Below are 13,986 nucleotides of genomic sequence, written 5' to 3'. Positions count from 1 at the left end.
TCCTACCCCCAATTTTGATTTCTGAGCTCAGTATAGAATCCACATTTGAAGAAGCAGTCGATGAAACGATGATGAAGAATAATGAAGATTGGCGACCTTGGCATGCTATATCATATTCCGATAGGACAAACCTTGCGAATGCTGCGGGTTAAATGCGTAGAAATATCCATAAACAAAAAAAGAGCCCACCGGATTACTCCTTTGGCCCTTAAACATAATAAAACTAAAGTATCTAAAATAACGATTAACGATTTGAAAATCTAAAGATCACCTTTTTACCATCATGGGTTTGGTCCAGCAGCTCCTTATAATTTCCCTGGGTATAGTTCGATACGGTTTTACGCCAAAAGTGTTGACCCACTTTATTTTTCTCTGAAGGATTCGTGAACAACTCCCATCGGCCCCGAAATCTCCGGAATACCTCTTTTGCAGCGTTCTCTGCAATCCCCATACCTCTGAATGGCTGCATCAGAAAGAATTCATGTACAAAGAAATCGGTGTCTGCCGAACAATGAGGCGCAGTAGCCACAAATACAAAACCTGCTGGTACGCCATCTACTCTAATCAAAAATGTATAGAGAACGTTCGGTTTTTCCCACCATATGTTCTGGACATCATATTGATCTTGCAACGTTTTGTAATCATCACCCATTTCAAAAATCCCGTGTTGATTCGGGGTGTGTTCTGCATCCAGCCCATAATGTCCAGATAAATCATGAAGGTATAAAGGATACATATTTTTGATGATATATGACTCGTTGTTATGCGCTATCTGCACGTCAATTTTCAAATGTAACTCCCCCCATGGCTAGTGTACTGTTTTGTTAGTAAACGTTCTGTAATCTCATTGTATTGGTCTTCTCCTGCACAATATAGGCAACAAATTATTTAATCCAAATCCTGCACAAAAAGCCACATTCGATTTCTCGAATGCAGCTCTAAGCCTTAAATCACTTTTTGGAATATACAATTTTCTTGATACTGTCGATGGACAAACAAAATTGCTCTATGAGTTGGTCAATGGACATGCCCGCAGCGAATAGCTGGCGGATTTCATCGTTCCTTTGCTTCAAAACCATCCGGCTGCCTGAATTCTCGCCCCACTTTTGATGGGCTTCCTTCGGTTTGGGGATATACACCAATCCACCAGGGATGTGGCGCTGGATCTCCTTTAGCAATGATTCCGGAAAGATGGTGTCTGCGTTAATATATTTCATATTTGCTCCGCTCCTTAAAAGTTAAAATCTTTAAGGCAGCAGAGTCAACCGATGAACACTTGTTATACGCATTATACGGGTGTGGCGGAAATGAATTTCAAGCTCTATACAAACAACCGCCGTTGTTCATCGCATGGACTCTGCATAGAGCGGATCGTGAAACTTCTTATGAATTGAATCATGGTAGCCCCCCATTCAGTAAATCCTATTATAAGCTGTTTTCATGGTACTCTTATATATATGTTCCATATGAGAACGCGATATCCTTTTACAACGTATTGTACTGATTCAAACTCCGTTCCAGCATCTCTCTCACTTGTTGTTGCAGCTCCAGCGGCTCAATCACCTTCACTTCAGGCCCATAGGAGAGCAGCTTCCGCGCTGTAAAAGGAAACTCCTCATGCGGAACCAGTCCTCGCCATTCATTCCCTTCAACCGACTTGAACAGTACATCTGATCCTGCCAGTCTCGCCCCAAAATCCGTGAATTGCAGCACAACTTCTACGCTTTCTCTCTCTTCCTTGAAATTCAGCCACTCTTGCAAAGTAGGAACCGACTCGTCGATGGAATCCAGTATAACCAGCTCCTGCATGCGATCCACCCGATACAACAGCACCCGATCCTTCCTCCGGGCCGGCATATACCAATACCCGTGATCGTAATAGATGCCGATGGGGAAGACCTGTACTGTTTTATGTCCCTGCCGGGAATGATATATAAATTCAATCTCTCTTTTATCTACTGCTGCGCCTAATATCTCTGTTGTTACTGCCTCGGCCTGTACAGCATGATGTTGAAGGAACGTAATGTGCTGCCTCATCCGTGTAATCAGATCCTGTACATCCTGAGGCAAAGTTGAATAATATTCCTCGGCGAGATGCTCACGAATCGATCCATACGGAAAATCCGGGACGTTCTCCAAATATTCAATCATCATAAACAACCCCAAAGCCTCATGCTGTGTGAGTTGAAGAGGTGGCAAAATTCGATTAGGAAGTACTCGGTAACCCCCGTTCACTCCAACCTCCGTATACAAAGGAAAGCCCAGCTCCTGCAGATCATTCAGATCTCGCTGGATCGTACGGATCGACACCTGAAAACGCTCCGCCAATTCACGAGCCGTAAATTTCTTTCTCGAATCCATGAGTCGCATCAATGCGAGTTTTCGATTATTCATATTCACCCCACCTAACTACGTCAACATTTGTCATAGTTGGAGTGTATCATACATTTCAGAAGGGAGCGATTGATATGTCTAACAATAAAGTCGTGTTATATATTGCGATGAGTCTGGATGGGTACATTGCAAGACCGGATGGTTCGGTGGATTGGCTGTTCGATGTGGAAGGCGATGGTGGCGATAACGGGTATGGCGAGTTCTATTCAACGATTGGATCGGTGGTCATGGGACGTCTTACGTATGAAGAGGTGCTCAAGCTGTCAGAGGATTTCCCCTATGCGGATCGCCCGACGTATGTACTTTCCCGTTCCAAACAAGCCCCTGCACCACATGTACAATTTACGGACGAGGCTGTGGAGAACCTGATTCCCCGATTGAAGCAGGACTCCAGCGGTGACATTTGGATTGTTGGCGGAGGCCAGCTGGTGCAAGCCGTTCTGGAACAGCAACTGCTCGATGAGGTTGAGATTGCCATTATTCCTAAGGTTCTTGGCAAAGGAATCCCCCTGTTTCCAACAGGGACTGTACCAACTCATTTCAAAATGATTCATACGCAGACGCTGGGACAGATCATTTCGATTCGCTATCAGGTACAAGGGGAGTAACCGTAGTATAAACATCTCCTCCGATGTACAAGGCGCACTAAATTAAGAGCCAGGCCCCTCTAATTCAAGAGAGGTCTGGCTCTTCCGATTTCAAATGTAAATTAAAATTTTAAAATTCCCTTTAGATACTCCGCTAACGCATCAGCAGTCTTTCGATGAGATAACTCACCCGGATGACTTCTGGCGCCTACCGTCTCCTCGGTCGTATTGGGAAGCTGTATCACCGAGACTTTCGTATCTCCGGACTGTCTCGTATAAGCGTCAACAGCACGATAAATCGCTGGCATCATCGGGAATCCAAGCATGCCGTATGCCCATACAAGATGCGCTTCTGGATTGTTTTTTCGAAGTTGGGTCAAGAATCGGGTCACGGCATTCTCAAAAGCAGCCAGATCCTCTTCATGGTAAGTGCCGTCTTCGTTCAGGCGTTGCTTGTACACCTTTCCGGTAACGGGGTCCTGCCACGCCGAGGTTTGAAAGGCCCCTCCATCATTGCTTCCCAGATTAACGACCACTACATCCGGCTGCCAGGAGTTAAAATCATGCTTGTCCCCTGCGCCAAGTGCTGCGTTCTTATCTCCGGTCACCAATCCACAGACTTGCTCGTAATAATCAGGGATATTTGCATTCGGATTGTTATCCCAACTCGTCAGCACACCCCAGCCGCTCTGCGAGATGACGCGGTATTCTGCATTCAGCGCTTCTGCTGTCATAGCCGTATAATTATGTATGGCACTGAACCACATCGGAATCCAATCCTCTTCTGTCTTGGCTCCAATTGCACCTTCTCCGGATGTAATACTGTCGCCGATAAATTCAATCTTGTACGGTTTTTCCTCTACAGGTACGAAGACACCATCGGACTTCACCGCATGAATCTGCAAGGAACAGCCCGGATCTCCATTCATGGCCTGTACATCTTTGACGATGCGTACATTTTTCACCACATTCTCGTTCATTCCTCGGAATACACAGATCCAATACCTACCCGCCGTTAACATCTGTCTGCTCACCGGGACACCGTTAATCAGAATGCTGATCCAAGGTTCATACAGGTCATAATCGGACTCGATCTCCACCCACAACTCAGAAGCTTTTGCATTAAGTTCAACCGCACTTCCGGTCCAAAACAAAGTTAAGGGCGGCCGTTGTCCTGTCGTTCTGCCATGTACTTTGAGATTGCTAACATCAGACAACGCGTACGATTGTAATCTCTCATTAACTCCCACGATGTGTTCCTCCCGCATGATTATTGCCCCAAAGGGGCAGTCTCATCTAACTAGATTTTGAGAAAACGATCCACATGCTGCTGGTATTTCTCGTACCAGATTTTCCATTCTGCTTCACGAGATTCCAATGTACGACCATCCAGTAATGCCTCAATGACGTTCAGGCAGACATGCCACCCCGCTAAATCTTTAGGTGTATGGCTTGTGATGTGATGGATGGTTTCGAGCAGCAGCAGACGACACCCATTCGGCTCTGGATATAACTCAAACCGAACACGGTCTTCTGCCCAGGTATATTCGAGAATAGTGCCAGGGATAAGCTCGATAATGTTGAGTTCCTTAAAGGTACCATCCGGCATATTAAACTTGATGCTTCCACCTTCTCGCAGGTCCGTTACTTCGAGTTCGGAGAACCACTTTGCAAGCTTTTCGTTATCCGTCAAAAAGGACCATACATCCTCCGCAGCGTGCTTCCAATGACGTTCAAAACAAGCTATGGTGCCATTCGGTACTGACTTCAAATCTGCAATCATAATGGTACCTCCTCCATAAGGATTAATCGATGGCTTACCGCTCTGAATGTGGAATTAATCGATATTATGTAAAGCCTGGAGTGCTTCCTCTTTGTTTTTCAAAAAGAAAACATGCTTGCCATGGTTGCACTCATAGATGAAGTCTCTGAGACTTTTGCTGTTGTATCCGTCAAAATCTCCGACTATGGCAATTTTCACCTGGTAGTTCACGTATTTCTGCAAGATATCACCTGCAAGTTTGGTCTTCAGTTCGAAGAAATCTTCGGTGAGATTGGATTTATCAATCAAGATTTTATGTGCGTCATCCGTGTATTTCACAGAGGCCATCAGATCCAGAGCGTCTTGAGTATTGTTAATAACGATGTCATCACTTTCGATGATGGCAACCTTGGAGTTGCCCTGTTGATCAATAGTTATATTCAATTTATTTCTCCTTTCTCGAGCCTTTCTCTTTATAATATCTCGCAGTTTCCTAATGAATAGCAACGACTTTTTGAGTGTATTTATTTATTTACTTATCCATTTGAACCATTTGGTTTGCACCGTCCCCATTGACCAGATTTGCTTTCGGAATGGATACGACAAATGCGGAGCCCTTATCCCCTTGCGGAGCCGATTCCACACTGATTCGTCCTTCCAGGGACTGAACGATATCACGTACATGGGACAGGCCAATTCCGGTTGCTGCAATGCCCACTTCATTGAATTTGGTTGTATAACCGGGTTCAAAGATTACATCTCGCTTCGCCTCGGGTACACCTTTTCCCGAATCAATGACTACAAATTGCACATCGGCTCCCTCTTCCAATACTCGAATCCGAATCGTTCCGTCGTTTTCAATAGCTTCCACGGCATTGGCGATCAGATTATTCATGACAGTCAAGAGAGGAATATAGTAAGGCGAGTCACAGTCATACTGCTGCTCGATGCGAATCTCAATCTTTCTGTTCAGCATTTCGCTATACTTCCGGTTTCCTTTGATCGCAAAGTTTAATACCTCGGAAAGACTCATATTCACTGCTTTTTCGCTATCATACAATTTCAACAGACCTGCAAGGATACGTTGGGAGTCCTTTTTGACCTCATGAATCTGTTGAGCAATGCCGAGCGTCCGCTGGCTATATTGGTTCAATTCCTGCTCTCTCAGATCCCGATAAAGATCGTAGCTGTCTACAGCAATGCCTTCAATCGTATTCATGGCTTTTTGCAGATAAAAGGCTTCGCCATACAGACCCGAATTCACGCTCAGCATCTGCTCCATTCGCTTCTCCTGCTCTGCATGCAAGAGCCGCATCTGCCTCACCGCAAAACTGTTGTAGAGCCCAATCACAAAGTAACTTCGCAGACCGCCCACCACAAGCAGATACAACCATTCCTTCATATAAAAGATATTGGTCCCACTTAACATTCCGCGAAGAAGCAGCTCAACAAAATTAGATGAGAAATCGATACATGTGATCAGCCCGCCGAGCAGAAGAGGCTGCATCTCATGAAATCGATGCCTGAACTTGCTCAGCCCATAGGCAAAGACCACGTAATACACGCCTGCCCCCAGATTGTCCCGCATACTTTCCAGAATGGACACGGTCTGTACATGATTAATGAGATCTGCCGACTGAAACAGCAAATTCGCGATGCCTGTCAAGATTCCTGTCTTCACATAAGACAGGTGCGGCATAATCATCAGCAGAAATAAAAGGATGCTGACCCCCAACCCGATTCGGAAATAATCTTCTCGGAATGGATTAATCTTGAATTGCGCACCTACCGCTGTGGCAAAGGCAATGGCCGTCATCTGCACATTCTCATTTTTGACCCAATTGCGCATCGATCTCTTCACCCACTATAGCAACGTTTAGCGCCAATACCGAAACCTGCGCTTCTAATGTTAAATATACTAACATATGTAAGAAGCATTAGAAAATAATAAAAATTAGGGAATCGACGTGCAAGCAAAACAAAAAGGCCGGAAGTCTTCACTTCTGCGGCCATTTCCTTATATCTCATCCGGAATATCAAATGACACCATTGTTCCCTCACCGGGCTCACTTACAATAGATAACCCCTGACCATACCGTTGCAGCAATCTGCGGTTCGTATTCACAATGCCTATTCCGCCTTTTCCACCTGGCGTAGCATGTAGCAGCTCTGCAACCTTCTCCGGTTCGATGCCTTTGCCATTATCTTTCACCTCAATACGGGTATAACCCTCATGGCGAGAGATGGACAGGCATACCGTCCCGCCCACATTTCGGCTTAATAGCCCATGTCTTACGGCATTTTCAATCAAAGGCTGAATCGATAGCGGCGGGAGAAGCAACGAAAGATCCGGCTCTACGTTCAATACCACCGACAAGCGATCTTCAAATCGCGTTTTCTCAATAAAAAGATAGGCTTCCACGAGTTCCAGCTCGTGTGATAATTTCACCAGTTCCCCTGTATTGAGATAGTTGAAGCTGATCCGTAAATAGGATGAAAAGGCTTCACCGAGCTTCCGCATATGCTCTGTATCAATATCACTTAAGACCATAAGCGAATTCAGCGTATTGAACAGGAAGTGGGGCTGAATCTGAGCCTGCAAATAGGCGGCCTCCATGCGCAGGCGCTCTTGGATGGACTGATTTAACATGGTCAATGCACGTATCCGATATTTCAGCTCCAACGCATCTACAGGCTTCGTGACATAATCATTTGCCCCCGATGCAAAACCGGTATATATATCCGGTGGCTGGCTTCGTGCAGTCAACAATAACACCGGAAGCTCTGACATGGAGAATTGTTCCCGCACCTTCTGGGTTAATTCATAGCCGGACATATTGGGCATCATCACATCCGTAATGAGCAGATCCCACTGGCGTGTGCCCAGCAATTCCATCGCTTCCTGGCCTGAACGGGCCGTAGTTATCGTGTAGGGTTCGGTTGAAAGAATACTGACCAGCACATCCAGATTCACCGGATCATCATCCACAGCCAGAATGGTGGCTCTCCCCTCTTTTAACAACGGGGCCATCTCCGCTGTCGCCGAAGATTCTACGTCGCCCATACCGGGGCGAGGTAGCAGAAATCCACCAGGAGCATCTTCCATTATCTCCATCGCCTGTTCCCAGATCAGGGGGAGCTGCGACTGAGCCTGACGGGTTTCATGCGCGAGCGGCAGATCGAAGCTGAATACCGAGCCCTTTCCGATTTCCGAGTGAACCGTTAGTGCCCCGCCGTGCAGTTCTACGAGCTGTTTGCAGATATTCAGTCCAAGCCCGATGCCTTGTCCATCACTTATTCCATACGACCCTTGTTCATATGGAAGGAATATCCTCATCCTAGTATCCTCATCCATGCCAATGCCCGTATCCGTCACATGGATCAGGGCATGTCCTTCACGAATTTCGGCGCTTACGGAGATCGTCCCTTCCTCCGTATGTTTGAGCGCGTTATGCAGCAGATTATACAAAATCTGCACAAGTCTTTCTTCATCAGCCAGGACCAGAGGGAATGATTCTGGAATTTCCATATGAAGGCGGACCGGTTTCCGTTCTGCCATGAATTGCAGCATAGCGATAATACCAGGTACCACTGACTGTATTGAAAGGGGGACCTGACGCAGCACAATTCGATGCTCCTTCAGCCGGACTACATCCAGCAGGTCCCCAAGCAGATGGGACATTCGTCGACCGATCGTGATGAGCAGTTCCATATCCTCCTGGCTCCGTTCATCCAACCTGCTCTTCTCTCGGGTGACCACGTTGTGAGCGATGTTAATGATTCCGTGCAGCGGAGTCCGCAGTTCATGGGATGTATTAGCCAGGAATTGATCTTTAATTTTGTCACTCTTCTGCAATTCTGTATTCAGTCTCATATTCTCTCGGACATTCCTGAAGTACTTCTTGAACCAGTAGGCTGAGAAGCCGGTAATCGCAAAAATGATATCGATTGGATAGTACACTGTCGTCACATCTCTGACAGTCTCGGCCACACTCCATAACAGGTTGGATGTAATGCCTCCTGCGGTAAGCAGCAGAAACACAATGTCCCGATCCCCCTGTTTCCTGAAGATCATTGTTCCGACGATGTATAAATACCAGATTAATGATAGAAGAAAGAATACGTTAATGACGTTGTAATGGATCATGGCAAAGGTAATATGAATGGGCACCACCACAATCACGGCCGTATAGATCAAGGTCATGACAACATGCCACTGTAGCCATGCCTTTCGTACATGAACCATCGTTAATCTCTGGAATAACAGAAGGATACATATATTTTGCAACAACAATGAGATTAATCGAATTTTAATGCCCCAGGTATAATTAATCGGAAGCCATAACATCAAAATATTATCATGACCCATCATAACTGCGGCGCCCACAGATAAAGTTAATATGGCCGCAACCAGCAAGCCGCGTTCCTGCGGATTAAATGCATAGAGAATACAGGCATATATACCGTGAAGGAGCAAAATCAGAAAGGTAACCATCTGAAACCCAATGGAGTACCACCGCGAAAAATCAATGGCTGCCTGTGAGCCGAAGCGAACAGGCTTACTAATTCCGCCCATATACGGGCTGTCGTAATTGGCTACGCGGATCAATAATTCAATAGATGTTGTTCCTTCGTGATCGTAAGTCGCTGTATATGAAGTACTTCTGGGTATATACGTACTGCTATCCGCGGATACCTCACCCATACCCCCGTCGTTGTATCCATTCATCTCAATCTCGGATGAATTTCGGATTCCCTTAAACCAGAAGGTGACAGGCGTCTGAAGCGGATCTGTCAAAATGCGCAAGCGATATGTTCCGTAACCGTACGAACTCTCTTGTTCCTGATTCTGTGCAGTCCCCCAGTCTCCTGGGACCTGGACACTCTTCGCACCGCCATTCCTCTTCGCAATATCTTGTTGGGTCAGCAACTCATCCGGGTAAAGTTCCCATTCCCCATTCAAGTACATGACCGGGGACTGATCCAGATCCACGCCCCTTAAGTCAAGCACTCCATTAACGACGCGATGCTCATCAATCGTATGGAAAAACGCCGACCATGCCGAGCGCATGCCAATCAATACGCCAACAATGATTAGCATGATGATCATATATCTGTAACGGTCCATACGTTTCGTTTGAAGTAATTTCATCAATTATATTTTCATGACTTTGGTTAAACCGAGCTTCCAGTCCTGATACCATTCGGTAATGTTCTCACTGATCGGTATCTCCAAATCTTGTTCCATTCTGGTGGTTAAGAGACGATACTGCTCCTCCACACCGAGATCGTTGTGCATTTCATCGTATAACTTCATTAGAATAAAATAACTTTCTTCTTCATCCGGAAGCATATGCTGGATACGTTGTGTACTCTCGATCACTTTTTCCGCCAGCCCATGCTGCTGGTAATACAGACTTAGTTGTCTCATATGGTACAACCACAGATAGCGTAATCTTTCCCGCTCAGGTTCAGCCCACATGTATTCATAATTGCCAAGATAGGTACCCTTATATAGATAAAGCGCTTGCTCATACGCATGAACGGTACTTGCGTCTACCACTTTCCATTGCCTGATTTCCCGTTCCCACTGCTCACTATCCAACTGAGCTTCACCCAATTCGAGTCTATATCCCGCTTCCAAGTGTCCACTCTGAATGGTGACCATATCCATATTGCATGCTTTCAGGGTTTGACGGACATGATACATTGCGGTATAGAGTTGATGCACCGTCTTGTCCTCTTCTAATTCAGGCCACAGCATCTCCAGCAACACACTGCGATGAATTGTGTGATTCCGGTGATGAAGTAAATATGCAAACAGCTCCTGCGCCTTGCTTGTGCGCCATTTGGCAACCTGGATATCCTTGCCTGGAAGCTTAAACTGAATCTGATTAAAACAGCAAATTAAAGGTACGTCCGTATCCTTTGACCGCAGCTTGCGTTTTACGCTCAGTTTCTCCCGGACTCGGCTCACCGTCTGCATCAATCGATCTTTTTGGATGGGCTTCATCACATAGTCCAAAGCCTGTAACTCGAAGGCATGCACCGCATATTGGTCGTAACTGGTCACAAATATAATTTCGGTGCCCGGTGTTGCTGCCTGAATCTGTCTTCCCAGATCCATACCATCCATCTCTGGCATATGAATATCCAGAAATACAACATCAGGGCGGTTCTCCACAATACCTGCCATGGCCTCTGTAGAGTTCATATATGTAGCGATAATTTCGATGCCACTTACTTCTTTTTCTAGTAATTTTTGAAGGCCTATCAACGCTAGACGTTCGTCGTCAACCAATATCACTTTCACAGGAGCTTCCTCCTCGACCCTAGAGTCTTGAGATTTATTTCCACTATTATACCATGTAAGTTTAAGTGTTTTGGGTTGAGATTACCTTATTTTAATTTCCCACAATTTAATTGTATAATACTTATATAGAGACGGGTCAACCGACCTGATCCAGAAGAAAGGAAGATTCCACATGGCAGATGCTAATCAAAGCTTTGGACAAGCCCTTGTCAAATCATTGGTGGGAGAACGCGGTCATATCCGCATCGCTCTTGCACTACCCGATATCGATGTCACACTTGCTGCTCGTACGCACGAGGCCATGCCTTATACGATCTATCAGTTGGTGAAGCATATGCATTATTGGCAGCAATTCATGCTCGAACACTTGGAAGGGCGCAAGCCCCAGCCCCCTTCTAACGTGAGTGAGAGCTGGCCTGAAGAGAAAGGTCCTCAGGATGAAGCCACGTGGAAGGCAGATATTCAGGCATTCTTGGATGGGGTTGATCAAGCCGTAGCCATTGCAGAAACAGCACAATTAGATGATCCACTGCTCTATTTCCCTGGGGAAACCAAAGCAGGGCTGCTGCGCAATATCGCCTCCCATAACTCGTACCATCTGGGCGAGATTGTTCTGCTTCGTCGTTTCTACGGCGCATGGCCACCACCAGGTGGCGGATATCCGGCGTAAACCATATTTACAACAGATCTATTAAACGAATATACAGACACATCTAAGCTGTGAAAGGACGATTATTCCTTTTACAGCTTCTTGTGGTTATAGGCAAGTAACATCCATTGAAATGCAGATTATAAGGCTCATATCCTGCACCAGGCTCATATATTACTTCAAAGTACGTATATGACTTTGAGGTGCGTACTTCTCATCCTTCTTTTTCTGACCCACAATATGAACAGAAGAAGAGAGGAGCATGTCCATTGAAAACCGAACAATTGGTTAACCGTTACACCGCGCTTGTCATCGGTGCTGGAGGTGTCATTGGAAGAAACCTCATCGATTATCTGATGACACTTCCGCAATGGGATATCATTGGTGTATCTCGCCGCGGAGGAGAAGATGTCCCCAGGTTACGTTATATATCAGCTGATTTACTGAACGAAGCAGACACACAAGACAAACTGAGTCATTTAACGACCGTTACGCATATTTTCTACGCCGCGTATCAGGATCGACCAACCTGGGCCGAATTGGTACAGCCCAACTTGGCTATGCTCGTCAACGTGGTGAATACCATCGAACCGATCGCTCCAAATCTCCAACATATTAGCCTAATGCAAGGTTATAAAGTGTACGGTGCACATCTGGGTCCATTCAAAACACCTGCCAAAGAAACAGATGCACATCATATGCCCCCTGAATTCAATGTCGACCAGCAGCAATTTCTCGAGGATCGGCAACCCGGAAGTAGCTGGACCTGGTCAGCCCTTCGCCCGTCTGTGGTATGTGGATTTGCCCTGGGTAATCCAATGAACCTTGCCATGGTTATTGGCGTGTATGCGTCTATCTCCAAAGAGCTTGGCTTGCCATTACGATTTCCCGGGAAACCAGGAGCGTATCATTCGCTTCTTGAAATGACTGATGCGACATTGCTGGCTCATGCAACCGTATGGGCAGCAACCGATCCGCGATGTGCCAATCAGGCATTTAATATCACCAATGGCGATCTGTTTCGCTGGAACGAGCTATGGCCCAGAATCGCTGCATTTTTCGAATTGGAAACGGCACCACCCCTGACTCTCTCGCTTGCAACCGTTATGGCAGATAAAGAAGATCTTTGGAAATCCATGATTGAAAAGTATGGTTTGGTAAACACCCCTTATGATGATGTCTCTTGCTGGGTATTTGGTGACTTTGTCTTCTCGTGGGATTATGACTTCTTCGCAGATGGTTCCAAAGCTCGCCGCTTCGGATTTCATGATTTCATTGACACTGAGGCTATGTTTATGGATATTTTCAGAAATCTACGTGAGCGCAAGATCCTTCCGTAAAGTAAATAAAATGCATAATAAGCCGATTCGTGAATTCCAGAATCGGCTTATATAAGTTCCTCAACGGTCCGTAGTAGTTGGCGGCTTAAACAGAATTTTTCCTCGATCACCATACACATTCTCCACGTGTATATCTCCCCACCTACACATCAGATGAAGAATCTCTTTAAGACTCCACCCATACTCTGTTAATTCATACTCCACTTTAGGCGGGACCTGGTGATGTGAAATACGGACAATGACCCCCGCCTCCGTTAGTTCACCAAGTTGCTGAGTCAACACTTTCTGGGTGATTGCAGGGATCAGCTTCATCAGCTCACCATTACGTTTCTTGCCAAAGGTAAGATGGAATAGAATAACGGGCTTCCACTTTCCTCCGATCACTTCAAGAAAAGCTTCAACTGCGGTGTTATATACTTTGAGCGGTTCCTCCATATCACCTTCTGTCTCCCTTCCAGGCTATTGCTCAATCTTCCCGATTCATCTTCTCAAAAATGTTTACTAATTGGGCACGATCCTCTTCGGTCAGTTTCTGGAATAAATTCTTGCGCAGCTTCTGCCCCTCCAAGATTGCTCTTTCAAGCACTTCGGTTCCTTTGTCGGTAATGTTCAAGTATATAATGCGGCGGTCAGCTTCATCTACAATCCTGACAGCTAATTCCTTGGCTACCAGCTTGTCAGCTAAATAGCTGAGTGTAGGCGGAGTCAGACCCAATAGTTTGGCAATATCCGAAGGTCGGCTTTTTCCATTTTGATTGAGATGACTGAGTACGAGCACATGAGAGACGCCGAGGTCCTCATTAAACGATTTGTTCCACTGTATAATCAATTTATTGGTGAAATTGTCCATGTTGTGTATAAGCTCAAAAATATTCTGTTCTTCCATGTGATCCTCCTTGCAAAAATAAAACAACAGCCCTCATTCAACTTAAGGGCTGTCA

14 protein-coding genes are annotated in these 13,986 nt (G+C 45.8%); 3 read left to right on the top strand and 11 right to left on the bottom strand.

The annotated features are described in order from the left end of the window. Positions 1–244: 244 nt before the first annotated feature. The 3 genes from BMY78_RS19680 to BMY78_RS19670 all read right to left on the bottom strand — a co-directional run bounded on the left by BMY78_RS19680 (position 245) and on the right by BMY78_RS19670 (position 2,394). Positions 245–790 carry a GNAT family N-acetyltransferase gene (locus BMY78_RS19680; protein ID WP_090902863.1) on the bottom strand — a complete coding sequence of 182 codons (546 nt, stop codon included), beginning with the start codon at positions 788–790 and terminating at the stop codon, positions 245–247. Positions 791–950: 160 nt separating this feature from the next. After that, positions 951–1,217 (bottom strand): CD3324 family protein, encoded by a 267-nt coding sequence (locus BMY78_RS19675; protein WP_090902861.1) that lies wholly within the window; start codon positions 1,215–1,217, stop codon positions 951–953. 268 nt (positions 1,218–1,485) lie between these two features. Then, positions 1,486–2,394 (bottom strand): helix-turn-helix transcriptional regulator, encoded by a 909-nt coding sequence (locus BMY78_RS19670; RefSeq protein WP_090902859.1) that lies wholly within the window; start codon positions 2,392–2,394, stop codon positions 1,486–1,488. Positions 2,395–2,468: 74 nt separating this feature from the next. On the opposite strand from BMY78_RS19670, the gene BMY78_RS19665 reads away from it, so the two are divergent. Then, entirely contained in the window at positions 2,469–3,002 is a 534-nt protein-coding gene (locus BMY78_RS19665) for a dihydrofolate reductase family protein (RefSeq protein WP_371129175.1), read from the top strand. Positions 3,003–3,103: 101 nt separating this feature from the next. On the opposite strand, the gene BMY78_RS19660 is transcribed toward BMY78_RS19665, so the two are convergent. From BMY78_RS19660 to BMY78_RS19635, 6 genes are all read right to left on the bottom strand, one after another. Further along, complete coding sequence (locus tag BMY78_RS19660; RefSeq protein ID WP_371129174.1) at positions 3,104–4,249, bottom strand: SGNH/GDSL hydrolase family protein; 1,146 nt, start codon at positions 4,247–4,249, stop codon at positions 3,104–3,106. 32 nt (positions 4,250–4,281) lie between these two features. Continuing rightward, on the bottom strand, positions 4,282–4,764 hold the full coding sequence (locus BMY78_RS19655) for an SRPBCC family protein (protein ID WP_090902855.1): 483 nt from the start codon (positions 4,762–4,764) through the stop codon (positions 4,282–4,284). A gap of 54 nt (positions 4,765–4,818) precedes the next feature. Further along, positions 4,819–5,187 (bottom strand): DUF4180 domain-containing protein, encoded by a 369-nt coding sequence (locus BMY78_RS19650; protein ID WP_090902853.1) that lies wholly within the window; start codon positions 5,185–5,187, stop codon positions 4,819–4,821. Between the two features lie 88 nt (positions 5,188–5,275). Beyond that, the gene (locus BMY78_RS19645; protein ID WP_090902851.1) at positions 5,276–6,592 is read right to left on the bottom strand and encodes an ATP-binding protein; all 1,317 of its coding nucleotides are present in this window, start codon (positions 6,590–6,592) and stop codon (positions 5,276–5,278) included. Positions 6,593–6,760: 168 nt separating this feature from the next. Beyond that, positions 6,761–9,895, bottom strand: a complete 3,135-nt coding sequence (locus tag BMY78_RS19640) for a hybrid sensor histidine kinase/response regulator (protein ID WP_090902849.1) — start codon at positions 9,893–9,895, stop codon at positions 6,761–6,763. Between the two features lie 3 nt (positions 9,896–9,898). Then, positions 9,899–11,056: a response regulator gene (locus BMY78_RS19635; RefSeq protein ID WP_090902847.1), complete on the bottom strand. Its 1,158-nt coding sequence runs from the start codon at positions 11,054–11,056 to the stop codon at positions 9,899–9,901. A gap of 172 nt (positions 11,057–11,228) precedes the next feature. On the opposite strand from BMY78_RS19635, the gene BMY78_RS19630 reads away from it, so the two are divergent. Both BMY78_RS19630 and BMY78_RS19625 read left to right on the top strand, forming a co-directional pair. After that, a complete protein-coding gene (locus tag BMY78_RS19630; protein ID WP_090902845.1) occupies positions 11,229–11,726 on the top strand; it encodes a DinB family protein in 498 nt (165 codons plus the stop codon). 248 nt (positions 11,727–11,974) lie between these two features. Then, positions 11,975–13,045 (top strand): SDR family oxidoreductase, encoded by a 1,071-nt coding sequence (locus BMY78_RS19625; protein ID WP_090902843.1) that lies wholly within the window; start codon positions 11,975–11,977, stop codon positions 13,043–13,045. Between the two features lie 60 nt (positions 13,046–13,105). Here BMY78_RS19625 and BMY78_RS19620 read toward each other — a convergent pair whose 3' ends face one another. Continuing rightward, complete coding sequence (locus BMY78_RS19620; protein ID WP_063565814.1) at positions 13,106–13,480, bottom strand: winged helix-turn-helix transcriptional regulator; 375 nt, start codon at positions 13,478–13,480, stop codon at positions 13,106–13,108. A gap of 31 nt (positions 13,481–13,511) precedes the next feature. Continuing rightward, positions 13,512–13,931 carry a MarR family winged helix-turn-helix transcriptional regulator gene (locus BMY78_RS19615; protein WP_090902841.1) on the bottom strand — a complete coding sequence of 140 codons (420 nt, stop codon included), beginning with the start codon at positions 13,929–13,931 and terminating at the stop codon, positions 13,512–13,514. Positions 13,932–13,986 lie beyond the last annotated feature (55 nt).

The sequence above is a fragment of the Paenibacillus sp. OK076 genome (genome assembly GCF_900110055.1).
In the GTDB taxonomy this organism is placed as follows: domain Bacteria; phylum Bacillota; class Bacilli; order Paenibacillales; family Paenibacillaceae; genus Paenibacillus.
This window is presented reverse-complemented; position numbering and strand designations above follow the sequence as displayed.

Excerpts from the sequence above, each read along its gene's own strand:
- BMY78_RS19675 (WP_090902861.1), bottom strand. The coding sequence starts at position 1,217 with ATGAAATATATTAACGCAGACACCATCTTTCCGGAATCATTGCTAAAG.
- BMY78_RS19670 (WP_090902859.1), bottom strand. The coding sequence starts at position 2,394 with ATGAATAATCGAAAACTCGCATTGATGCGACTCATGGATTCGAGAAAG.
- BMY78_RS19665 (WP_371129175.1), top strand. The coding sequence starts at position 2,469 with ATGTCTAACAATAAAGTCGTGTTATATATTGCGATGAGTCTGGATGGG.
- BMY78_RS19660 (WP_371129174.1), bottom strand. The coding sequence starts at position 4,249 with ATGCGGGAGGAACACATCGTGGGAGTTAATGAGAGATTACAATCGTAC.
- BMY78_RS19655 (WP_090902855.1), bottom strand. The coding sequence starts at position 4,764 with ATGATTGCAGATTTGAAGTCAGTACCGAATGGCACCATAGCTTGTTTT.
- BMY78_RS19645 (WP_090902851.1), bottom strand. The coding sequence starts at position 6,592 with ATGCGCAATTGGGTCAAAAATGAGAATGTGCAGATGACGGCCATTGCC.
- BMY78_RS19640 (WP_090902849.1), bottom strand. The coding sequence starts at position 9,895 with ATGAAATTACTTCAAACGAAACGTATGGACCGTTACAGATATATGATC.
- BMY78_RS19630 (WP_090902845.1), top strand. The coding sequence starts at position 11,229 with ATGGCAGATGCTAATCAAAGCTTTGGACAAGCCCTTGTCAAATCATTG.
- BMY78_RS19620 (WP_063565814.1), bottom strand. The coding sequence starts at position 13,480 with ATGGAGGAACCGCTCAAAGTATATAACACCGCAGTTGAAGCTTTTCTT.
- BMY78_RS19615 (WP_090902841.1), bottom strand. The coding sequence starts at position 13,931 with ATGGAAGAACAGAATATTTTTGAGCTTATACACAACATGGACAATTTC.